This window comes from Ensifer sp. ENS09 (assembly GCF_014852425.1).
Taxonomy (GTDB): Bacteria; Pseudomonadota; Alphaproteobacteria; order Rhizobiales; family Rhizobiaceae; genus Ensifer.
Window position 1 is genome coordinate 41476 of sequence record NZ_JACVBP010000007.1, and the last position, 23165, is coordinate 64640.

A 23165-nucleotide genomic window follows, 5' to 3' on the forward strand; every position below is an offset into this window, starting at 1 on the left:
GATTCCGCTGCCGCGCAACTTGCGTTATGGGTAGATCATGAATCAGGTCGTCCGTTTCCTTCGCGCGACGCTGCGCTATGGCCTTCGTGTGCTTGGCGTGCTTGCGATCGTTGCCCTTCTTCTCGTCGCCTTCGTGGGCTTCACCACACCCGGCGCCCGGCTCGTCGCCTGGGCAATCGAGAAATATGCGGCAACACCCGACCAGATCGTGCGGATCGCCGATCCGAGCGCGCTTTTGACCGGCAAGTTCACGGCCGGAAGCATCACGCTGTTCGATGGCGAGGGCATCTATGCCGAAGTGCGCGACGTCAATCTCGACTGGTCGCCCGCCGCCCTCCTCTCCTTCCGCTTCGAAGCCGCAGCGCTCTCGGCCGGCTCGATCCGCGTCGAGCGCCTGCCGATCCCCTCCTCCGAGACCAAGGAAGTCCGCTCGACCTTTGCGCTTCCCGTCGACGTCAAGATCGACGCGATTGATCTCAAGGAGATCATCATCGGCAAGGCGATCGCCGGCGAGGACCAGTTCCTGACCGCCAGCGGCAAGGTGAACGCGACCAACGAAAGCATCGCCCTTCAGCTTGCGGCCGCCCAGCGCGACCGGCCGGAAGCACGCGCGGTCGCCGATATCGTCTTCAATCCGGCGGGCAACGAGCTGAAGCTTGAAGCGACCGTGGACGAACCGAACAACGGCGTGCTGGCAAAGCTGCTTCGCCTCCCGAACGAGCCTTCGGTCAACATCAAGCTGACCGGTGAAGGCCCGCTTTCCGACTGGAGCGGCAGCGCTACGGCAGCACTCGACGGCAGCAAAATTCTCAAGCTCGACGGTCGCCACGTCCAGACGCCTGACGGAATGCACCGGCTGACGGTCGACGGTGGCGGCGGCTTCGGCTCGCTGATGCCGCCAGCGCTGCGCCCGATGTTCGAGGGTGAGACCAGGATCGACATCGCCGCCGCGTTCAACGACCAGGGGCTGGTGCAGGTCGACAAGGCTCATGTGGCGACCGGCGCGCTCTCCTTTGCCGCTTTTGGAACCTACGACAGCAAGGGCGAGAACAACCTCAAGGCCAGGCTTGCCGGCACCAACGGCCCGGTCGATTTCCGCTGGCCGCTGCAGAAGGGTGAGGCGCAGGCCAAGATCAATTCCGTCGACTTCTCGCTCATCGGCGACGCGCAAGCCGCGATCCTCGATCTCGCCGCAGACGTCACCTCCGTGGCGCTGCCGGACGTGGCGCTCGGCGCAGTCAAGCTCTCGGCACGTAGCGACGGCTTCAATGTCCAGGCGCAATCCGGTCTGGTGAAGGCGGCAATCGAAGTGGGCGAAGCCGGCTTCAACGATGCAAACCTCGCCCGCCTGGTGCAGGTGCCGATGAAGATCGACGCCAACCTGTCCGTGACGAAGGAAAGCATCGCCTTCAATCCGGTAACGATCGAGAGCCCCGGCGTTGGCGGTTCGCTCACCGGCGCCTTCTATCGCGACGAGAATACGGTTTCCGCCGCCTTCAAGCTCTTTGCCGTTCCAGGCGCGCTGCCGCCGGCAGCCGCAGCGAAGTTCGACGGCACGATCGCACTCTCGGGCGAGGTGAAGACGGCAAGCGACGGCGGCGTCACCGTGGAGGGTATCGAGCTCAAGTCGGGCACGATCGAGGCGGCCGGCACCGTTGCGCTCGCACAGAGCAACCTGACGGCCGATCTCAAGGGCACACTGCCCGATCTCGGCAAGGTGCTTGACGATGCCAAGGGCAAGGCCGAATTCACTGCCGCCGTGACCGGCCCGCTCGCCGAACTCGGCATCAAGGCCGAGCTGACCTCAAGCGGCGCGACATTGGCCGGGCGCACGCTCAGCGACCTCAACGTCAAGGCCGACGCCAAGGCCAACCCATCGAGCCCGCAGGCAAGTCTGACGGCAACCGGTGCGCTCGACGGCCAGGCCATCGACGTCAAGGCCGACGTCGTCTCGAAGGACGGCCAGACCGCAATCCCGGTGCTCGAAGCCAGGATCGGCGAGAACAAGCTGACCGGGGCGATCAGCTTCACCCCCGATTTCAAGCCGGACGGCACGATCAGCTTCGACCTGCCTGATCTCGGCCTGCTTGCCGCCATGGCCGGGCAGAAGGCATCCGGCGACCTCAACGGTTCCGCTGCCATCAAGACCGCAAACGGCATTACCTCCGTCGTCGTCAAGGCCGGCGGCAGCGGCATCAAGCGCGATCAGCTGACGATTTCCAAGCCGACCGCCGACATCACCATCGCGGACCTTGCGGTCCTTGCGGTCAAGGGCAGCATCCGCGCCGAAACCGTGGCGCAGGGCGAAAACCGTGTTTCCGGACTCGCCGTCGATTTCGAGCAACAGGCCGGCCGCACCGGCTTTTCCGTCGACGGCAAATACGACGGCGGACCGCTGACGGTGAAGGGCGACCTTGCCAGCTCCAAAGGCCGCACGGAAATCCGCCTCACATCCTTTGGCGCAACGCCGAAAGGCATTGCCCTGAAACTGGCGCAGCCGACGGTGATCGCCATCGAAAACGGCACCGTCCGTCTCAACGCGCTGACGATCCAGGCGTCGAAAGGCACGATCGCCGTCAACGGCACCGCTGGCGAAAAGCTCGACATCACGGCGAAGCTCAACGCCCTGCCCGCAGCACTGGTCAACGCCTTTGCGCCGGATCTCGGCGCCGAGGGTACGATCGCCGGCACCGTCGATGTCGAGGGTGGCGCGTCTGCACCGGTCGTCGCCTACGATCTCAAATGGTCGGGCGCCTCGCTCGCAGCGGCGCGAACGGCCGGCGTTGCGGCTTTTGACGTGACGGCGGACGGCAAGTTTGCCAACAACAAGGTGACGCTCGATACGACGCTTTCGGGCGCCGGCGGCCTTTCCTTCAAGGGCGGCGGCAATGTCGATATCGGCGGCAACATGCCGATCGCGATGAAGTTCAATGGCAACGTCCCCTTCGCGCTCATCGCCAACCTGATGGCGGAAAAGGGCTTCACGCTGACGGGTCAGGCGAATGTCGATGTGGCGATTTCCGGCTCGGCCAAGGCGCCGCAGATCGCCGGCACGATCGCCACGTCAGGTGGGCGCCTCGTCGACGTGCGCCGCAACCTGGCGCTCAACGACCTGACCGCCAATGTCGCGCTCGACGGCAAGCAGGCGACGATCTCGAGGCTCTCGGCCAATCTCGCGACCGGCGGCTCGGTCGAAGCCAGCGGCACCGTCGGCACCGTGCCGGGTTCAGGCTTCCCGGCCAACCTGAAGATCAAGCTGAACAACGCGACCTACGTCGACGGCACGCTGTTCAACGCCAATGTCGCCGGCGAGATGACGCTGACCGGCCCCCTGGTCGCGACCCCGACGCTCGGCGGCAAGGTGACGATCCGCAAGGCCTCGATCACCATTCCCGAGAAGCTGCCGACCTCGCTGTCGGCGATTGACATCAAGCACAAGAATGCACCGCCCAAGGTGCAGAAGATGGTCAAGGACCTGCGCAAGGACGAAGTGCCGGCTGCCGGCGCCAATGCCAGCGGCGTGATCGCCTTCGATCTCGGCGTCAATGCGCACCAGATCTTCGTGCGCGGCCGCGGCATCGACGCGGAACTTGGCGGCGACCTGACGATCCGCGGCACTGCGGTGCAGCCGGTCATTTCCGGTGGCTTCGAGATGCGCCGCGGGCGGCTTGAAATCCTCGGCAAGCGCCTGACCTTCACCGACGGCAATATCGGCTTTGGCGGCGACCTGATCCCGACGCTCGATCTGAAGGCGACGTCCAGCGTCGGCGCGACCACCATCACCGTCTCGGTGGCGGGCCTCGCCAACAATCCGCAGATCGCCTTCTCGTCCTCCCCGGCCCTGCCGCAGGATGAAATCCTGGCGCAGCTGATCTTCAACCGGTCGCTGTCGAACCTCTCGGCCTTCCAGATCGCCCAGCTTGCGTCCGCCGTCAGCCAGTTGGCCGGCGGCGGCTCGACGTCGCTGCTCGACGGCCTGCGCAACAAACTCGGCGTCGACGATCTCGACGTCACCACCGACGAGAATGGCGGTGCGTCCGTGCGCGCCGGCAAGTATCTCAACGACCGCACCTATATCGAACTGCAGCAGGGCTCCGATTCCGCCTCCAGCAAGGCGGTCATCAATCTCGATGTCGGCAAGGGCGTAAAGCTCAAAGGCTCGGCCGCCGGCGACGGTTCGGCCTCGGGCGGTGTCTTCTTCGAAAAGGAATATTGAGCGGCGCCCGGCGAAAAATACGCCTGCCCTGCTCAGCAGTGAGCATGAGGGAGCCCGCGGATCCGGTCGCGATCCGCGGGCTCATCTCTCTTCACGAAGATCGCCTCGACGGCGAAGTCTGCCGCAATCCTTCAAATGCGCCGGTGGTGCTTCAAGCTCGGCTCTGCTGCATGGCATCAGCGCAGAACCGCCGCGCATTCCTGCACGACCTGTTTCAGGCCCAGCCGTTCTCGGGAACGAAGGAGGCCTCGCGGCGCGGGCGCGTCTGCTCGTAGCGGCTCCACGCGACGGCGTCGGGCGACAGGCTCGTCATCTCGGTCCTTCGGGCAAGCGCGACGAGTTCGTCGATAGAGAGAGCATCGCCCCGCTCGATCTTCTCGAGCGCCGCATCGATCAAGGACAGGCTGTGTTCGACACGGTCGCGCAGGTCCAAGAATGCCGATTGCTGGACGGCAAGCGTTTGCCCAAGGGCCGGCGCGGTACCGGCAAGCATCTCGGTAATCCGGGTGAGGCTGAGGCCAAGCCGTCGCAGCGCCAGGATTTCGGTCAGCCGCGCGATTTCGACGGCACCATAGAGCCGCCACTTCTTCTCCGTCCGCCGCGGCGAGATCAGGCCGCGATCCTCATAGACCTTGAGAGCGCGGATGGTTAGGCCGAGGCGGTCGGCGCATTCGGCAGCCGACAGCAGTTCATCGTGGTTCACGCCCATGAGCACCTCTTCGAAACACGTTCAAAAAAGGTGACTTTGCGGTCAGCCCGAGCGGGCTTTGCGAAGTTTTGATGGAGATTTGACGAAGACGCACCATGAAAGGCGATTTGCGCTCAGGCGGTGTCGAAAACTTCCGAGATCGCTCCGTGGAATTGCCACTTTGCCGAACCTACATCGGTGTCGGCGCGCGACCGCACGCCCCATTTGTTTCATTCCTTTTTCAGGTGATTGCCTTGCCCTCTTCTTTTCCGCATCCCCAACTGCCCGCCCAATTCCACCCCTTCGTCGACGGCTATCAGTGGAACCGTGATCTGCTCGGGCAATCCGACTCGAGCATCTTTCTCCTCAAGGCGCCCGATCGTCCCATGCTGGTTCTGAAACTCGAGGAAGCCGGCCCGTTCGGCGAGTTCGTCGACGAGGCTGCGCGGCTTGATTGGCTGGCATCAAAGGATGTGCCCTGCCCCCAGGTGATCGCCCGCTCCTTCGGCGCGCAAACCAACTGGCTTCTGCTGCAGGCCGTGGAAGGGACAGACCTCGCCTCCACGACATTGTCGCCCAAGGACCAGGTCGTCATCCTTGCCGACGCCCTGAAGCGACTGCATGCGCTGGATATCGCCAACTGCCCCTTCGATCATCGGATCGAAAAGCGCATCGCCATCGCGAAAGCACGCACCCAGGCCGGCGTGATCGACGAGAGCGACTTCGACGAAACGCGGCTCGGCCGCACGGCGGCGGATCTCTTTGCCGAACTGCAGGCGCGCATGCCCCAAGCCGGCAAGCTCGTCGTCACCCATGGCGACGCCTGCCTGCCGAACATCATCGAGAAGAACGGCCTGTTTTCCGGCTTCATCGATTGCAGCCGGCTGGGCGTCGCCGACCCCTATCAGGACATCGCACTCGCCTGCCGCAGCGTCGCCTACAATCTCGGCGAGGAATGGGTTCAGCCGTTTCTGACCCGCTACGGTATCGACAAGGACGATTCCGAGAAACGCGACTTCTACTGCCTGCTCGATGAGTTCTTCTGATCGCGTAGCCATCAAAGCATATGCCCAGATAGCGAAAGGCCCGCAACGCCTCAGGCGGCGTTGCGGGCCTCGATGCTCAGGTCGACGATATCGGCATCTTCCATGGCGTTGAACAACGCCCAGATATGGCCGAACGGATCGATGAAGGCGCCGACACGATCGCCCGTCGACAAGGTTTCGGCCGCATTGCGAAGGCTTGCTCCGGCGCCGATCGCCCGGCCGATGACGCGATCGACGTCGCGCACATGCAGTTCCAGGATCACCGCCGTCGTGCCGAGCGCATGCGGCGAGCGCGGCCCGCCAAGCTTGGGCTCGGCATCGCGGCGCGGGTTGGCCCCGGCAATCCGAAACACCGATTCCCCGATCCTCAAGTCCGCACTCGTCAGAATGCCGCTCGGCCATTCATGCCGCTGCAGCAGTTCGGCACCGAGCGCTTCGCGATAGAAGGCGATAGCGCGATCCTCGTCGCCATGCCTGACGAACAGCTTCACACAGATCTGCCGATCGGCAAGCCTGCCGCCATTGGCAACCATGACATCCTCCATCTTGGGTGAGGCGGCCATCATAGCGGAACATGAGAACAAATCAAGAACAATTCGACTCCGAGAGGCATTTTCCTCGCCGGTTCGAGCCGCCCGAAACGTTCAGAATGCGCCGGTCATCTTGCTGGTTTTCAACAGAATATTCGTCTCCGTGACGGTGATGCCGTCGATCAGACGGATGCGCCGCAGCGTCTCGTCGAAGGAGACGAGATCGCGGTCCTGAAGCTCGGCGATAAAGTCCCAACGTCCATTGGTGCTGTGCAGCGCGCGCACCTGCGGCAGGCCGCGCAACTGCTCGGCAACACGGTCGGCCATCTTGCCGTGCACCTCGATCATGACCACGGCACGAACCCCCGAAGCCGGGATTTCCGCACCGGTGCGGATGGTAAAGGCGGCGATCGTGCCGTTGGCGACCAGCCTGTCGATGCGGGCAGCGACCGTCGCCCGCGACACGCCCGTCATTTCCGATAGCGTCGAAACGGGAATGCGCGCATTCTGGCGCAGAGCGCTGATGAGCGCCTGGTCGAGATCATCCATTGCCTGTCACTTTGCAAAATGGGACTTATCAATCTGTCGAATTTAGCTCACTAATCGGCAGTTTTCCATCTTTTTGCTGACGCCCATTTTCGCCATAATCCACACATCCCGAACGGGATCACATGGGAATTATCTTGAGAAGGAATCGGGCGGACATGACGACCATCACGCTGATCGGCGCACCCATCGAGGAAGGTTCTGGACGGCGCGGCGCGGCCATGGGCCCGACGGCCCTGCGCATCGCCGGCATCGACACCGTGCTGCGCGACCTCGGCCATACCGTTCACGACGAAGGCGACGTCAAGCCGCTGCCGGCCCGCGACCTTGCCAACCACCCGGGCGCCAACAACCTGCAGATCGTCGCAGCCTTCGCCCGTGCGCTGCATGATTCGGTGCACGACACGGTGCGCAAGGGCCACTTCCCGATCATCCTGGGTGGCGACCACGCGCTTTCCATGGGCAGCGTCTCCGGCATGGCGCGCTACGCCGCCGACGTCGGCCGACCGCTCTTCGTGCTCTGGCTCGACGCCCATGCCGACTTCAACTCGCCGTCGACCTCGCCCTCCGGCAACATGCACGGCATGCCGGTCGCCTTTTTCTGCGGCCAGGCGGAATTCGCCCCGATCCTGCCGTCCGACCGTTTGCTCGTCGACCCAACCAAGGTCTTCCAGGTCGGCATCCGCTCGGTCGACGACCGCGAGCGTGAAGAGATCGCCGAGCATGGCGTCCGCGTTTATGACATGCGCGCCGTCGACGAACTCGGCATGGCCCATATCATGCGCCAGATCCTCGAAGAGGTTCGCGCCGCCAACGGCCTGCTGCATGTCAGCCTCGACGTCGACTTCATGGATCCAGACCTTGCGCCCGGCGTCGGCACCACCGTTCCCGGCGGCGCCACCTTCCGCGAAGCGCACCTGATCATGGAAATGCTCTGGGAAAGCGGGCTTGTTTCCTCGCTCGACGTCGTCGAGCTCAACCCCTTCCTCGACGACCGCGGCAAGAGCGCGCGCGTCCTGGTCGAACTGACGGCAAGCCTCTTCGGCCGCCGCGTTCTCGACCGGCCGACCCGCAGCGCCTGAGAAAAAAAGACAAACGGAGGACGATATATGAACACGACGGCAGCCCTGATCGAAACCGAATACCGGCTCGGCGCCCATAACTACAAGCCGCTCGACGTGGTGCTCTCGCGCGGCGAAGGCGTCTATGTCTGGGACATGGAGGGCAATCGCTACCTCGACTGTCTCTCGGCCTACTCCGCCGTGAACCAGGGCCATTGCCACCCGAAGATCCTGCAGGCGATGATGGAGCAGGCGCAGAAGCTGACGCTGACCTCCCGCGCCTTCCGCAACGACCAGCTGGCGCATTTCTACGAAGAGATCGCAGCGCTCACCGGCTCGCACAAGGTGCTGCCGATGAACTCCGGCGCGGAAGCCGTCGAAACCGCCGTCAAGGCAGTGCGCAAGTGGGGCTATGAGGTCAAGGGCGTTGCCGAGAACAAGGCCGAAATCATCGTCTGCTCCAACAACTTCCACGGCCGCACCATGGGCATCGTCGGCTTCTCCACCGACCCGGACGCCCGCACCGGTTTCGGCCCGTTCGCGCCCGGCTTCCGCGTAGTGCCTTTCGGTGACATCGACGCCTTCCGCGCGGCGATCAACGAAAACACCGTTGCCTTCCTCGTCGAGCCGATCCAGGGCGAAGCCGGCGTCATCGTACCGCCGGTCGGCTACTTCACGACGGTGCGCGAACTCTGCACCAAGCACGGCATCACGCTGATCCTCGACGAGATCCAGACCGGTCTCGGCCGCACCGGCAAGCTGCTTGCCGAAGAGCATGAGGCGATCGAAGCCGACGTGACGCTGATCGGCAAGGCTCTATCAGGCGGTTTCTACCCCGTCTCGGCCGTGCTTTCGAACTCCGAAGTGCTCGGCGTCCTGAAGCCCGGCCAGCACGGCTCGACCTTCGGCGGCAATCCGCTCGCCTGCGCCATTGCCCGCGCTGCGCTGAAAGCGCTGACGGAAGAAGGCATGATCGAAAACTCGGCCAAGATGGGCGAACGCTTCCAGAAGGGCCTCACCGACATCCGTTCCAACATCATCAAGGAAGTGCGCGGTCGCGGCCTGATGCTGGCGGTGGAACTGGTGCCGGAAGCCGGCGGCGCCCGCAAGTATTGCGAAGCGCTGAAAGGGCTCGGCATCCTTGCCAAGGACACCCACGGCGACACCATCCGCATCGCGCCGCCGCTCGTCATCACTGCCGAGCAGGTGGATTGGGCGGTCGAACAGTTTGCCAAGGTTCTCGCTTGCGCCTGATCGTCGTGGTTCCGACGCCTTCAATCGCGCCCCGGCTTCAACCGGGGCGCAATGTCTTTAAGCTCTTGCAAAAGCAAGTCTTAACGAATTCCGGCCTATAGTCCTTTCCCAAAGCGCAAAGCGGTTCCTCCGCGCATGATGCAGCTGCGCCCTGCCGGATGTAATCGGCGGACTGGAAGGATCTCTCCTTTAAGGATCATTGGCCGCGCCTCACGCGCCGTCAGCCATGCGGAGAGATCTGGAGTTTGGCGATGTCGCGCCCAGAGGCGTCGACCGGAAAGCTGGAAGGACCTTCGATGACAAGCACACTCAGGACGGCCGGGTTCGACGGCGAGACGCTGGAAATCATTGCGTTCCGCCTCCACGATCAGGAATTCTGCGTCAAGACGACGACGATCCGTGAAATCCGCGGCTGGGCGCCCTCGACGCCCATCCCGCATTCGCCGCCGGAAGTGATCGGCGTCATGAACCTGCGCGGCACGGTGATCCCGATCATCGACCTCGCCCACAAGCTCGGCATGAAATCGACCACCGCCAACGAGCGCAGCGCCATCGTCGTCGCCGAAGTGCACAACATGGTGATCGGCCTCGTCGTCGACCGCGTGTCGGACATTCTCACGGTCCAGGGCAGCCAGGTGCAGCCGGTGCCGGAAGTCACGGCCTCCTTCGACAAGAGTTTCGCCGAAGGCATCATTGCCAACGAAACCGGCATGATCTGCTTCCTGAACCTCGCCCGGATGTTCAAGGAACGAGAAGTCGAGGAACTGGCCGCCTAAAGCAACAGGTCAGGCGACATTCAAGGCCGTCCGACGTCTCGTCGGGCGGCTTTTTTGTTGGTTATTTGCTCAGCCAGAGGGCAATACTTTAGAAAAGCAGGAGAGACTAATTCAACTAAAATTGGGACCTATGAGTTCTTACAACTGAAATTTGATAGTTGCTATTTTAACACATGCTTAATAGTCATATCACTAACCTAGATTGCATAAACACGGCGCCTTGGGCATGAAGCCCGACAGTTCGAACTCCCCTCACGAAGCACGAAATCGCTGACCCCGGCGGGTCGGCGTGGGACGACCAGACAATTTTCGGCAGGCCGGCATTTGTCTTAGTCCGGGCGTTGCGCCGCTTCGGCCCCGCAAGCCCTGTCAAGGAAGGCACGAAGCCCCCGGCTTGAGCCACCAAACGAGAAGAGGGTTACAATGTTCGCTCTCGGAAAAATTGCAGACGCGAACCAGATCATCGCCGCGCTCTCGAAGTCGCAGGCCATCATCCAGTTCGACCTGACCGGCAAGATCCTGACTGCCAATGAGAATTTCTGCCAGGCCCTTGGTTACGGCCTCAGCGAAATCGTCGGCCAGCACCACCGCATGTTCTGCTCCGCCGACTACGCCCAGACGCAGGAATACCGCGACTTCTGGGCCCGGCTCGGCCGCGGCGAATTCGACGTCAATGCCTACAAACGTGTCGCCAAGGGTGGCCGCGAAATCTGGATCCAGGCGACCTACAACCCGGTGCTTCGCAACGGCAAGCCCTACAAGGTGGTCAAGTTCGCCAGCGACATCACCGCCGCCAAGGCGAGAGCCACGGAAGATGCCGGCAAGCTCGACGCGATTTCCCGCTCCCAGGCCGTGATCGAGTTCACGCCATTGGGCGAGATCCTGACCGCCAACGAAAACTTCTGCGCCGCGCTCGGCTACAGCCTCCAGGAAATCCAGGGCAAGCACCACAGCATGTTCTGCGAGCCCAACTATGCCCGCACCGCCGAATATGCCGACTTCTGGAAACGGCTCGCCGCCGGCGAGTTCTTCTCCAACGAGTTCGTGCGCTACGGCAAGGGTGGCAAGGAAATCTGGATCCAGGCAGCCTATAACCCGATCCGCGACTTCAGCGGCAAGGTCTACAAGGTCGTCAAGTTCGCGACCGATGTCAGCGAGCGCATGAGCGCCATCAACAGCCTCGGAGCCGGCCTGCGGGCGCTCGCCGAAGGCGATCTGACGCGAAACCTCGACACGCCCTTCGTGCCGAGCATGGAAGCGGTGCGCACAGACTTCAACGACGCGACCGCCAAGCTGCGCGGGGCGATGCGGACCGTCGGCGACAATGCCAGCGCGATCGCCTCCGGCGCCCGCGAAATCCGGGCCGCCGCCGACGACCTGTCGAAACGCACCGAACAGCAGGCCGCGTCCGTGGAAGAGACCGCCGCAGCGCTCGACGAGATTACCACGACCGTCTCGGACTCCAGCCGCCGCGCCGAGGAGGCGGGAGGCCTGGTCGCCAAGACCAAGGCCGGTGCCGAACGCTCCGGCAATGTGGTCAAGAGCGCGATCGGCGCCATGGACCAGATCGAACAGTCGTCCCGCGAAATTTCCAACATCATCGGCGTGATCGACGACATCGCCTTCCAGACGAACCTTTTGGCGCTGAACGCCGGCGTCGAAGCGGCGCGGGCCGGTGAGGCCGGCAAGGGCTTCGCCGTCGTCGCCCAGGAGGTGCGCGAACTGGCGCAGCGTTCGGCCAGTGCCGCCAAGGACATCAAGGCGCTGATCGGCACCTCCACCGAGCACGTCAAGAACGGCGTGTCGCTGGTCGGCCAGACCGGGGCGGCGCTCGAGGAAATCCTCGTCCAGGTTCAGGAGATCAACGCCAACGTCTCGGCGATCGTCGAAGCCGCCCGCGAACAGTCGACCGGTCTCAAGGAGATCAACCAGGCGGTCAACTCGATGGACCAGGCGACCCAACAGAACGCCGCCATGGTCGAGGAAAGCACGGCGGCCAGCCACGCCATGGCCCGCGAGGCGGAAGCGCTGCACGAACTGCTCCGCCAGTTCCGCTACGGCGAGCAGGCCCAGGTCGTCGACGCAAACCGCCACATCGAAGATCGCGCGCAGCCGTCACGCCTGCACGCCACCGCCCGCGCCTTGCGCGGCGGCCAACGAACGAGCCTCGCTGCGGCACCGGCCGCGGATGGCTGGCAGAATTTCTGAGCGCACATCCCTGCACCCCGCGCTCGGGAATGGGGAAGGCGGCTACCGGTAGCCGCCTTCCCTTAAATCTTTTCGGAAGAGTGCTTGCTTAGGAAAACGGGCTGTCGATGAGCGCGCAGAAGCTCTGGCGGGTAAAGGAGACAGTCTAAGCCGCTTCCGGACGCTTGATCTTTGCGGCCGCCTCCAGCACCAGCGGCGTCAGGCCTTCGCCGCCCTTGTCGATATGCTCGAACAATTTGCGCCGCATGCGCGGCTCCCAATACTTGTTGATATGGGTGGCGACGCCCTGCGCCGCCTCGCTCGACGGCTGGCTCTTGAAGAAGGTGGCGATCTGGTTCGCCATGTAGATCAGCTTGGCGTTGGTATTGTCATGCGACATCGACGGCAGCTCCGGACTTGATGCGTTCGGCATGGGTGAAAATCTCGAACTCGTCGCCGCGCACGAGCGCAATCAGCGTCATGCCTGCGGCTTCGGCGGTGCGGATGGCGAGCGCCGTCGGCGCCGAGATGGCAATGATCACGGGGCTGCCGACGACCGCCGTCTTCTGCACCATCTCGACGGAGACTCGGCTGGTGACGACGACGGCGCCCTCGCTGCCCTTGAAACCGGCGCGTGCCGAAGCACCGATCAACTTGTCGAGCGCATTGTGGCGGCCGACATCCTCGCGCACTGCGATCAGCCCGCGGCCAGGCACATAGAAAGCGGCACCGTGCACGGCCCGCGTCTCGAAATGGAGCGGCTGCTGGCCGTTAAGCAGCGACACGGCCGAAACCACGTCCTCCTGCGACAGTGTCAATCTCGAACGGGAAACGTCCGGCGTCGGCCGTACCGCCTGCTCGATCGATTCGATGCCGCAAAGGCCGCAGCCGACAGGCCCCGCCATGTGCCGTCGGCGCTGGCGCAGCATGTCGTTCTCTTCGTCCTGAAGCACGATCTGCAGGTCGATGCCGAGATTGCCGGCGACCGTCTCGGAGACGATCTCCACCGTTTCGATCTGGCCGGGATCGGTAATGATGCCCTCGGTCAGGCTGAAGCCGACGGCGAAATCCTCGAGATCGCCGGGTGTCGCCATCATCACCGCATGGGTCGAGCCGCCATAGCTGAAAGCGACCGGCGTCTCCTCCGGCACGGCGCGCGCACCTTCCCGAAGCGCGCCGTTGCGGCGGGCGGCCTCGGGAACGGTCTTGGATGTCTTAAACGTCGCCATGATCGATCGCAGTGCGGGCCATCACTCCGCCGCCTCCAGCTTGCCGGAAATCCGGCGCGACTGGCGAGCCTGCTCGTCATAGTCCACCTGCCAGTCCGAAGGACCGTTGGACGGCATCACCTGCACCGCCGTCACCTTGTATTCCGGGCAGTTGGTCGCCCAGTCGGAGAAGTCGGTCGTGATGACGTTCGCCTGCGTCGATGGGTGGTGGAAGGTGGTGTAGACGACGCCGGGCGCGACGCGATCGGTGATCAGCGAACGCAGGGTCGTCTCGCCGGCGCGGCTTGCGAGCCGGATCCAGTCGCCATCACGGATGCCGCGCTGCTCGGCGTCGTGCGGGTGGATCTCCAGCCGGTCTTCCGCATGCCACACGACGTTGTCGGTGCGCCGCGTCTGGGCGCCGACATTGTATTGGCTGAGGATACGGCCGGTGGTCAAAAGCAGCGGGAAACGCGGGCCGGTGCGTTCGTCGGTCGCCACATATTCGGTGCGAATGAACTTGCCCTTGCCGCGCACGAAGCCGTCGACATGCATGATCGGCGAACCCTCGGGATGCGCCTCGTTGCAGGGCCACTGCACCGAGCCCATTTTCTCGAGATAGTCGTAGGAGACGAGCGCGAAGCTCGGCGTCGTCGCGGCGATCTCGTCCATGATCTCGGACGGATGGCGGTAGTTCCAGTTGAGGCCCATGGCCTGAGCGAGCTTCTGCGTGACCTCCCAGTCGGCATAACCGTTCTTCGGCGTCATCACCTTGCGCACACGGTTGATGCGGCGCTCGGCATTGGTGAACGTGCCGTCCTTTTCGAGGAAGGTCGAGCCCGGCAGGAAGACATGCGCGTAGTTGGCCGTTTCGTTCAGGAACAGGTCGTGCACGACGACGCATTCCATCGCGGCGAGGCCGGCGGCCACATGCTTGGTGTCCGGGTCGGACTGCAGGATGTCCTCGCCCTGGATGTAGAGCGCCTTGAACGTGCCGTCGACCGCAGCGTCGAGCATGTTGGGGATGCGCAGGCCCGGCTCGTTGGAGATCTCGACGCCCCAGAGCTTCTCGAAGGTTTCGCGGGTCGCATCGTCGGAGATGTGGCGGTAGCCTGGCAGTTCGTGCGGGAACGAACCCATGTCGCAGGAACCCTGCACGTTGTTCTGGCCGCGCAGCGGGTTCACGCCGACGCCCGGCCGGCCGATGTTGCCGGTGACCATGGCGAGGTTGGCGATCGCCATGACCGTCGTCGAGCCCTGGCTGTGTTCGGTAACACCGAGACCGTAATAGATCGCGCCGTTGCCGCCGGTGGCGTAGAGCCTTGCGGCACCACGCACCAGATCGGCGGGCACGCCGGTATAGGCTTCGGTCGCCTCCGGGCTGTGGTAGGGCTCGGCGACGAAGGACGCCCAGTCCTCGTATTCCGACCAGTCGCAGCGCTCGCGGATGAACTTCTCGTTGGTGAGGCCTTCAGTGACGATCACATGGGCGATCGAGGTCAAGATGGCGACATTGGTGCCGGGCTGCAGCGGCAGGTGATAGGCCGCCTCCACATGCGGCGAGCGCACGATGTCGGTGCGACGCGGATCGATGACGATCAGCTTGGCGCCTTCGCGTAAGCGCTTCTTCAGTCGCGAACCGAAGACCGGATGGCCATCGGTCGGATTGGCGCCGATGATGACGGCAACGTCGGTGAACTCGACCGAATCGAAGTTCTGCGTGCCGGCAGAGGTGCCAAAGGCCTGGCCGAGGCCGTAGCCTGTCGGCGAGTGGCAGACGCGAGCGCAGGTGTCGACGTTGTTGTTGCCGAAGCCGGCGCGCACCAGCTTCTGCACCAGATAGGTCTCTTCATTGGTGCAGCGCGACGAGGTGATGCCGCCAACGGAATCGCGGCCGTACTGATACTGGATCCGCCGGAACTCGGAGGCCACATGCGCATAGGCCTCCTCCCAGGTAACCTCGCGCCAGGGATCGGAGATCTTCTCGCGGATCATCGGGTTGAGGATGCGGTCCTTGTGGTTGGAATAGCCATAGGCGAAGCGGCCCTTGACGCAGGAGTGGCCGCGGTTGGCCTGGCCGTCCTTCCAAGGCACCATGCGCACCAGTTCTTCGCCGCGCATTTCCGCCTTGAACGAGCAGCCGACGCCGCAATAGGCGCAGGTCGTCACCTCGGAATGCTCCGGCTGGCCGATCTCGATCACCGACTTTTCGGTGAGCGTCGCGGTCGGGCAGGCCTGCACGCAGGCGCCGCAGGAGACGCATTCCGACGACAGGAAGTCTTCCGCCATGCCGGCCGAAACGCGGCTGTCGAAGCCACGGCCGCCGATCGTCAGCGCGAAGGTACCCTGCACTTCCTCGCAGGCGCGCACGCAACGCGAACAGACGATGCATTTGGCCGGATCATAGGTGAAATAGGGATTGGAATCGTCTTTCGGCATCCACTTGGCGTTGATCTCGCCATTGTTGCGCGCGGTGACATGGTTCTCACCCTCATAGCCGTAGCGCACGTCGCGCAGGCCCACGGCACCGGCCATGTCCTGCAACTCGCAATCGCCGTTGGCCGCACAGGTCAGACAGTCGAGCGGATGGTCGGAGATGTAGAGTTCCATCACCCCGCGCCGCACATCCTTCAGCCGGGGCGTCTGGGTGGAGACCTCGATGCCGGCCGCAACCGGCGTCGTGCAAGAGGCCGGCATGCCGTTGCGCCCCTTGATCTCGACGAGACAAAGCCGGCAGGAGCCGAAGGCATCCATCATGTCCGACGCGCAGAGCTTCGGCACCTCGATGCCAGCATCCATCGCCGCCCGCATGATCGAAGTACCCTCGGGCACCGTGACCTCGCGGCCGTCGATCGTCAGCGTCACCAGCTTTTCGGACTTGGAAGCAGGAGTGCCGTAGTCGATTTCATGAATGAGAGACATGGTCTTCCTCCTCACTCCGCCGCTTCAACGCGCGGTGCCGGCTGAAAATCATCCGGGAAATGGGTCATCGCGCTCATGACGGGATAGGGCGTGAAACCGCCCAGCGCACAGAGCGAACCGAACTTCATCGTGTTGCAGAGATCGGCGAGCAGCTCGCGGTTCTTTTCCGGCTCGATGCCGGCGGCGATCTTGTCGGCGACCTCGACACCGCGGGTCGAACCGATGCGGCACGGCGTGCACTTGCCGCAGCTTTCAACGGCACAGAACTCCATCGCGAAACGGGCCTGGTTGAGCATGTCGACCGTATCGTCGAAAACGACGATGCCGGCGTGGCCGATGAGGCCGTCTCGCGCCGCAAAGGCCTCATAGTCGAACGGCGTATCGAACAGCGCACGGGGAAAATAGGCGCCGAGCGGGCCGCCGACCTGCACCGCCTTCACCGGCCGGCCGCTCGCCGTGCCGCCGCCGATATGATCGATGATCTCGCCAAGCGCCAAGCCGAAGGCGGTCTCATAGAGGCCGGCATGCTTGACGTTGCCGGCGATCTGGATCGGGATCGTGCCGCGCGACCGGCCCATGCCGAAGTCGCGGTAATAGGCAGCGCCCTTGTCCATGATGACGGGGACGGAGGCGAGCGAGATCACGTTGTTGATCACGGTCGGACAGTCAAACAGCCCCTTGTGGGCCGGAAGCGGCGGCTTGGCGCGCACGATGCCGCGCTTGCCTTCGAGGCTGTTCAGAAGCGCCGTTTCCTCGCCGCAGACATAGGCGCCGGCGCCCTCGCGCACTTCCATATCGAAAGCCCTGCCGGAGCCGAGCACCGAAGGCCCGAGCACACCGGCCTTGCGGGCGATCTCGATCGCCGCGGCCATCGCCGCGATCGCATGCGGGTATTCCGAGCGGGTATAGATGAAGCCCTTGGTGGCGCCGGTCGCGATGCCGGCGATCGCCATGCCCTCGATCAAGACGAAGGGATCGCCTTCCATGATCATCCGGTCGGCGAAGGTGCCGCTGTCGCCCTCGTCGGCGTTGCAGACGATGTACTTGCGCGCACCCACCGCATCGAGAACGGTCTTCCACTTGATGCCGGTCGGAAAGCCCGCGCCGCCGCGACCGCGAAGGCCGCTTTCGGTCACCTGGGCGACGATGTCCTGCGGCGCCATGGCAATGGCGTTGCGCAGCCCAGCGAGCCCGCCATGGGCCTGGTAATCGTCGAGCGACAGCGGATCGATGATGCCGCAGCGAGCAAAGGTCAGACGCGTCTGCTGCTTGAGGAAGGGGATCTCCTCGGTCTTTCCGAGACAGAGTGCGTGATCGCCGCCCTCGAGTAGGCCGGCATCGAGCAGCGAGGTCACGTCACGCGCCTTGACCTGGCCATAGGCCACGCGGCCGCCGGCGGTTTCCACCTCGACCAGGGGTTCCAGCCAATGCATGCCACGCGAGCCGTTGCGAACGATCACGGCGTCGAGGCCGCGGGCTTCGACCGCCTCGCTCATCGCCTTTACGACCTTCTCGGCACCGAGCGCGATCGCTGCCGCATCGCGCGGGATGTAGATCTTCACCGTCATCGCCGCGCCTCCTGAACGAGTGCTTCGAGGTCAGTGGCGTCGACGCGGGCATGCACCTCTCCGTCCAGCATGGCGGAGGGTGCGCAGGAACAGAGCCCGAGACAGTAGACCGGCTCCAGTGTCACGGCTCCGTCAGGCGTCGTCTCGTGAAAATCGATACCGAGCAGCCGCTTGGCGCGTTCGGCAAGCGCGTCGCCGCCCATCGACTGGCAAGCTTCGGCGCGACAGAGCTTCAGCACGTGACGCCCGGCCGGGTGCTCGCGGAAATCATGGTAGAAGCTCATGACTCCGTAAACTTCGGCGCGCGAGAGGTTGAGTTCGCGGGCAATCACCGGAAGACATTCCTGCGGCACGTAGCCGAACTCTTCCTGCAGCTCGTGCAGGATCGGCAGCAAGGGCCCTTCGAGCCTCTTCAGCTCCTCGACGATGGCGAGCGTGGTCTCCGCGATATCGGCACGCGGCTGATGGATGTTCAACGGGAGCCCTCCCGGCTCGTGGGCGAGGCGGCAGCACCCGAAACGGGCGACCGGCACAGCCGACATTTCACTTCTGGCGAAGGCCGTTCCTCGGCGGTCTCCGGCCATGATCAAAAAGCTTCGCGCTTATGGCCGCATGGGTCAATAACGCTGTTCCGTCGGTCGATAGAAAAAATCTATTGAACCTGATTTCGCTCGCCGAGAATGCGTGCTTCGTGGAGCAAGGCCGAGACCAGCGGCGTAAACGGCTCACGATGCGTCGCAACCAGACCGACGGTGTGACGGGCGTCCGGATCGACGATAGGGATCATCCGGATATCCTCGTGAAAACCGAATGATTTCGCGACGTTGAACGGCATGATGCTGGCCCAGCGACCGGTGCGCACGTGGGAAAAAAGCACGATCATCGAGTTCGATTCGAGCGTCGGCTTGGCGACGGCGCCCGCTTCGGAGAAATGCTGGTTGATGATACGGCGATTCTGCATATCGGCCGTCAATAGACAAAGCCGAACGTCGCTAACCTCTTTCCACGTCACGCTTTCCCGCTCCGAAAGCGGCGTTCCGGCGGCGGTGACGAGGTGATAGCGCTCGATCTGGAGCGGAACGCTGGTCACCCGGCCGAGCGGTTCGTTCTCCAGATAGGTGAGCCCCGCATCGATCTCGAGATTTTCGAGCAACGCCAGGATCTGCACCGATGTCGTCGACAGCACGGAAAAGGTGACATCAGGGTGCTTTTCCTGGAACGGCGCCGTGATCATCGGCACCATGGCAAGTGTCGTCGGCACCGCGGCAAGCCGGATATGGCCGGAAAGACCCTTGCGCGCCGCCCGCATCTCCTCGCGCATGGTGCGGGTATCGCCGACGATGCGGCGCGCCCATTCGAGCACCCGCTGCCCCTCGGGCGTCAGCCCCTGAAAACGCGAACCGCGGCTGACGAGCATGACACCGAGCTGATCCTCGAGCTGACGAATGGCCGCCGACAACGTCGGCTGCGTCACGCCGCACTCCTCCGCCGCCCTGCCAAAGTGCCGTTCGCGTGCAAGAACGAGGAACATTTCCAGCTTGTCGATCATGGCTACCCTTTGAGGACTGGTCTGGCCCTCACCCTGCGGTCAAGGTCGAATGAATACGGTGCGGCTTATCCCTGCTCTCCGCCTGTAAGAGCCTGCAAGAGAAGGTGACGGCAGGTGGATGCGGGGCAAATGCTGATCCCCTGTTCACACGATCAATTGCCCGCCATTCACTTCCAGCACCTGGCCGGTGATGTAGCCCGACAAGGCATGCGAGGCGAGGAAGAGATAGGCCGGTGCGCAGTCTTCCGCCGTCCCGAGCCGCCCGAGCGGAATGGTCTTGCGCGTCGCCTCCAGCTTCCCCGGCGACGAGTAGCGCTCGTGGAAGTCGGTGGTGATCGTGCCGGGCGAAACGCAGTTGACCCGGATGCCCTCAGGCGCAAGTTCCCGCGCCAAGGCCTTGGAATAGGTGGAGACGAAGGCCTTCGTCGCCGAATAGATCGACGACCCGGCGCTGCCGCCGGTCAGCGCCGAGATCGAGACGGTGTTGACGATCGCCGGGTGCGTGCCCTTGCGCAACAGCGGCAGCATCGCCCGCGTCATCTCGACGACGGCCGTCTGGTTGAGCTGAACGACGGTCTGGTACTGCTCGTCGGTCAGTTCAGCCGCCGGAAAGCGGCCAACCATCGTTCCGGCATTGTTGATCAGGATATCGACACTCTCGAAGCGGCTGCGCACGACATCGGCCAGCCCCTCGACACCATCCGGCGCGAGAAAGTCCGCTGTCGCCACATAGGCCCGGCCTTCCGTCGCCGCCGTTTCGAGAAAATCGGGCAGGTCGCCGATCGACCGGCCGGCATGGACGAGCACATGCGCGCCGCAATCCAGGAACTGGCGGGCAACCTCCAGCCCGATGCCGCGCCCGGCACCGGTGATCACGACGGTCATGCCCTTGAACAAGGCCGGATGAAACATGTCTTTCCCCTCTTCACTCCTAAGGCAGGGTCGCCTATCGCCGTAGCGAATGCAACGCGCGCCGACACCCTGGCCTCGCTGCGAAAGCGATTTCGCCGCAAACGCCGATTCTGAAATTGCACGGCTTTCGTTTTTGCATATTATGAAACAAAACGAAAATGGGGAGGACGGAATGTATTTGACCGGTCGGCAGGAGGAGATCCTGGAACTGGCAAAAAGCGAGGGGCGGGTGCTGGTCGAGGAACTGGCGCAGCGCTTTTCCGTCACGCCGCAAACCATCCGAAAGGACCTGAACGACCTCTGCGACGCCAAGATCCTGAACCGCATTCATGGTGGCGCCATCTTCCCGAGCGGCAAGGAAAACGTCAAATACGACGCACGCCGCCAGATCGCGGCACCGGAGAAACAGGCGATCGGCAAGGCCGCCGCCGAACTCATCCCCGACAACGCGTCGCTTTTCATCAACATCGGCACGACGACCGAAGCCGTGGGCGAGGCTCTGCTCGACCACAAGGAACTGATGGTCATCACCAACAACATCAATGTCGCCAACCGCTTACGCGTTTTCCCCTCGATCGAGGTGGTGATCACGGGCGGCGTCGTGCGCGGCTCGGACGGCGGCATCGTCGGCGAGGCCGCCGTCGACTTCATCAAGCAGTTCAAGGTCGACTTCGCCGTCATCGGCGCCTCGGCGATCGATCATGACGGCGCGCTTCTCGATTTCGATTTTCGCGAAGTGAAAGTCGCCCAGGCGATCATCGCCAATGCCCGCCATGTCATTCTGGTTTCCGACTCGACCAAGTTCGAAAGAACCGCGCCTGTTCGCATCGGCCATATCTCGCAGGTTCAGACCTTCATCACCGATCGCTGTACGCTCGAAAATGTCAGGAAAATCTGTGTCGAACAGGATGTTCGCCTGATCGAAACCGACGCCTGAAACGGGAGATTTAGCCACCCCTTAAGATTCGCAGTGCATTCGTTTGACATTCGATATGTTTTCGTTTTAACTGATTTCACTTTCGCTGATGCATCAATTTGTGCATCGCGAAATGTGGAGGGGAAACAGCAGTGTCAGAGCAGGCAATCTACGACGTCTTCGTCATCGGCGGCGGCATCAACGGATGCGGCATCGCGCGCGACGCGGTCGGCCGTGGATACTCGGTCGCCTTGGCCGAAATGAACGATTTCGCCTCCGGCACGTCCTCCGGCTCCACCAAGCTCATTCACGGCGGCCTGCGCTACCTCGAACATTACGAATTCCGCCTCGTGCGCGAAGCGCTGATGGAGCGGGAAGTGCTCTGGGCGATGGCGCCGCACGTCATCTGGCCGATGCGCTTCGTGCTGCCCTATCACAAGGGCGGCCTGCGCCCGGCCTGGCTCATCCGCCTCGGCCTCTTCCTTTATGATCATATCGGCGGCCGCAAGCTGCTGCCGGCAACGGCGACGCTGGACATGAACCGCGATCCCGCCGGCAAGCCGCTGAAGCGCCTGTTCAACAAGGCGTTCGAATATTCCGACGGCTGGGTCAACGACGCCCGCCTGGTGGTGCTCAACGCCCGCGACGCTGCCGACCGCGGCGCCGTCATCATGGCGCGCACCCGCGTCGTCTCGGCACGGCGCGACGGCGCCCTCTGGACGATCGAAACCGAAAACCAGGCAACCGGCGAACGCAAGACGCTCAAGGCCCGCATGCTCGTCAATGCCGCCGGCCCCTGGGTCGACGCGGTGCTCTCGGGCGCACTCGGCAAGAACGACGTGCACAATGTCCGCCTCGTGCAGGGCAGCCATATCGTCGTGAAGAAGAAGTTCGACGATCCGCGCGCCTACTTCTTCCAGAACCCGGATGGCCGCATCATGTTCGCCATCCCTTACGAAGAAGACTTCACGCTGATCGGCACCACCGACCGCGACTATACCGGCAACCCGGCCGATGTGCGCATCAGCGACACCGAGGTCGATTATCTCTGCCAGGCAGCGAGCGAATATTTCCTCGAGCCGGTGACGAAGGACGATATCGTCTGGACCTATTCGGCCGTTCGCCCGCTCTACGACGACGGCGCCAGCAAGGCGCAGGAAGCAACGCGCGACTACGTGCTGCGGGTCGAGGGCGACAAGGGAGCGGCACCGCTGCTCAACGTCTTCGGTGGCAAGCTCACGACCTACCGCCGTCTCGGCGAGTCCGCACTCGAAAAGATCGGCGAGGCGATCGGCGTCAAGGGGTCGAAATGGACGGCCGGCTCCAGGCTTCCGGGCGGCGATTTTCCTGCCCAGGGCTACGGCGACGAAGTTGCAAGACTGCAGAAGCAATATCCCTTCCTTGCGCGCCAGCATGCGCGTCGCCTCGTGCGCCTCTATGGCACGCGCGCCGCAGCGCTGCTCGGTTCGGCGTCGAACGAGGCCGCTCTTGGTCACCATTTCGGTGCCAATCTCTACGAGGCCGAGGTCAAGTGGCTGATGACGCAGGAGTGGGCACGGCACGCCGAGGACGTGCTGTGGCGGCGCACGAAGCTGGGATTGAAGCTGACGCCGGGCGAGGCGGTAGCGCTGGAGGAATACATGCGGGGCGCGGCCAACGCAGCCGCCTGAGAACGCTCGCATGCAACGCATTTCCAGAACGGGCGCGCGCGTCCGGAAATGCAGAAGACCGATGAGACAGAGCGTTTCCGCGCTGGGGTGGAGAACGCTCGGACTGCCTTAGGGCT

18 protein-coding genes are annotated in these 23165 nt (G+C 63.6%); 8 read left to right on the plus strand and 10 right to left on the minus strand.

From position 1 onward, the window contains the following. Nucleotides 1–37: 37 nt before the first annotated feature. On the plus strand, nucleotides 38–4216 hold the full coding sequence (locus IB267_RS29035; protein WP_192450929.1) for a translocation/assembly module TamB domain-containing protein: 4179 nt from the start codon (nucleotides 38–40) through the stop codon (nucleotides 4214–4216). A 214-nt stretch (nucleotides 4217–4430) separates the two neighbouring features. Here IB267_RS29035 and IB267_RS29040 read toward each other — a convergent pair whose 3' ends face one another. Further along, nucleotides 4431–4925, minus strand: coding sequence for a MerR family transcriptional regulator (locus IB267_RS29040; protein WP_192450930.1), 495 nt, complete (start codon nucleotides 4923–4925; stop codon nucleotides 4431–4433). Nucleotides 4926–5158: 233 nt separating this feature from the next. Between IB267_RS29040 and IB267_RS29045 the strand changes: the two genes are divergently transcribed. After that, nucleotides 5159–5950 (plus strand): APH(3') family aminoglycoside O-phosphotransferase, encoded by a 792-nt coding sequence (locus IB267_RS29045; protein ID WP_246810888.1) that lies wholly within the window; start codon nucleotides 5159–5161, stop codon nucleotides 5948–5950. Between the two features lie 50 nt (nucleotides 5951–6000). On the opposite strand, the gene IB267_RS29050 is transcribed toward IB267_RS29045, so the two are convergent. Continuing rightward, a complete protein-coding gene (locus tag IB267_RS29050) occupies nucleotides 6001–6483 on the minus strand; it encodes a VOC family protein (protein WP_043614772.1) in 483 nt (160 codons plus the stop codon). A gap of 111 nt (nucleotides 6484–6594) precedes the next feature. Next, a complete protein-coding gene (locus tag IB267_RS29055; protein WP_043614769.1) occupies nucleotides 6595–7029 on the minus strand; it encodes an Lrp/AsnC family transcriptional regulator in 435 nt (144 codons plus the stop codon). A 155-nt stretch (nucleotides 7030–7184) separates the two neighbouring features. On the opposite strand from IB267_RS29055, the gene rocF reads away from it, so the two are divergent. From rocF to IB267_RS29075, 4 genes are all read left to right on the plus strand, one after another. After that, nucleotides 7185–8108 carry an arginase gene (gene rocF, locus IB267_RS29060; RefSeq protein WP_192450932.1) on the plus strand — a complete coding sequence of 308 codons (924 nt, stop codon included), beginning with the start codon at nucleotides 7185–7187 and terminating at the stop codon, nucleotides 8106–8108. Nucleotides 8109–8135: 27 nt separating this feature from the next. After that, nucleotides 8136–9341 (plus strand): ornithine--oxo-acid transaminase, encoded by a 1206-nt coding sequence (gene rocD / locus IB267_RS29065; protein ID WP_192450933.1) that lies wholly within the window; start codon nucleotides 8136–8138, stop codon nucleotides 9339–9341. Between the two features lie 296 nt (nucleotides 9342–9637). Next, the gene (locus tag IB267_RS29070) at nucleotides 9638–10117 is read left to right on the plus strand and encodes a chemotaxis protein CheW (RefSeq protein ID WP_034803080.1); all 480 of its coding nucleotides are present in this window, start codon (nucleotides 9638–9640) and stop codon (nucleotides 10115–10117) included. 423 nt (nucleotides 10118–10540) lie between these two features. Continuing rightward, nucleotides 10541–12325 (plus strand): PAS domain-containing methyl-accepting chemotaxis protein, encoded by a 1785-nt coding sequence (locus tag IB267_RS29075; protein WP_192450934.1) that lies wholly within the window; start codon nucleotides 10541–10543, stop codon nucleotides 12323–12325. 145 nt (nucleotides 12326–12470) lie between these two features. Here the strand turns inward: IB267_RS29075 and IB267_RS29080 are convergent, their stop codons facing one another. The 7 genes from IB267_RS29080 to IB267_RS29110 all read right to left on the minus strand — a co-directional run bounded on the left by IB267_RS29080 (nucleotide 12471) and on the right by IB267_RS29110 (nucleotide 20463). Beyond that, nucleotides 12471–12704, minus strand: a complete 234-nt coding sequence (locus IB267_RS29080; protein WP_192450935.1) for a formate dehydrogenase subunit delta — start codon at nucleotides 12702–12704, stop codon at nucleotides 12471–12473. Next, nucleotides 12694–13533: a formate dehydrogenase accessory sulfurtransferase FdhD gene (gene fdhD / locus IB267_RS29085; protein ID WP_192450936.1), complete on the minus strand. Its 840-nt coding sequence runs from the start codon at nucleotides 13531–13533 to the stop codon at nucleotides 12694–12696. The genes IB267_RS29080 and fdhD overlap by 11 nt, the downstream gene beginning before the upstream one ends. Before the next feature lie 21 nt (nucleotides 13534–13554). Continuing rightward, nucleotides 13555–16434 (minus strand): formate dehydrogenase subunit alpha, encoded by a 2880-nt coding sequence (gene fdhF / locus IB267_RS29090; RefSeq protein ID WP_192450937.1) that lies wholly within the window; start codon nucleotides 16432–16434, stop codon nucleotides 13555–13557. Between the two features lie 11 nt (nucleotides 16435–16445). Then, nucleotides 16446–18002 carry an NADH-quinone oxidoreductase subunit NuoF gene (locus tag IB267_RS29095; protein ID WP_192450938.1) on the minus strand — a complete coding sequence of 519 codons (1557 nt, stop codon included), beginning with the start codon at nucleotides 18000–18002 and terminating at the stop codon, nucleotides 16446–16448. Continuing rightward, nucleotides 17999–18478 carry a formate dehydrogenase subunit gamma gene (locus IB267_RS29100; RefSeq protein ID WP_192450939.1) on the minus strand — a complete coding sequence of 160 codons (480 nt, stop codon included), beginning with the start codon at nucleotides 18476–18478 and terminating at the stop codon, nucleotides 17999–18001. Before IB267_RS29100 ends, IB267_RS29095 begins: the two co-directional genes overlap by 4 nt. A gap of 176 nt (nucleotides 18479–18654) precedes the next feature. Further along, nucleotides 18655–19551, minus strand: a complete 897-nt coding sequence (locus tag IB267_RS29105) for a LysR family transcriptional regulator (protein ID WP_192450940.1) — start codon at nucleotides 19549–19551, stop codon at nucleotides 18655–18657. A gap of 144 nt (nucleotides 19552–19695) precedes the next feature. Next, nucleotides 19696–20463 carry an SDR family NAD(P)-dependent oxidoreductase gene (locus IB267_RS29110; RefSeq protein WP_192450941.1) on the minus strand — a complete coding sequence of 256 codons (768 nt, stop codon included), beginning with the start codon at nucleotides 20461–20463 and terminating at the stop codon, nucleotides 19696–19698. Between the two features lie 172 nt (nucleotides 20464–20635). Between IB267_RS29110 and IB267_RS29115 the strand changes: the two genes are divergently transcribed. Both IB267_RS29115 and glpD read left to right on the plus strand, forming a co-directional pair. After that, complete coding sequence (locus IB267_RS29115) at nucleotides 20636–21400, plus strand: DeoR/GlpR family DNA-binding transcription regulator (RefSeq protein WP_034802440.1); 765 nt, start codon at nucleotides 20636–20638, stop codon at nucleotides 21398–21400. A 131-nt stretch (nucleotides 21401–21531) separates the two neighbouring features. Further along, nucleotides 21532–23049 carry a glycerol-3-phosphate dehydrogenase gene (gene glpD, locus IB267_RS29120; RefSeq protein ID WP_192450942.1) on the plus strand — a complete coding sequence of 506 codons (1518 nt, stop codon included), beginning with the start codon at nucleotides 21532–21534 and terminating at the stop codon, nucleotides 23047–23049. The last annotated feature ends 116 nt before the right edge of the window (nucleotides 23050–23165 follow it).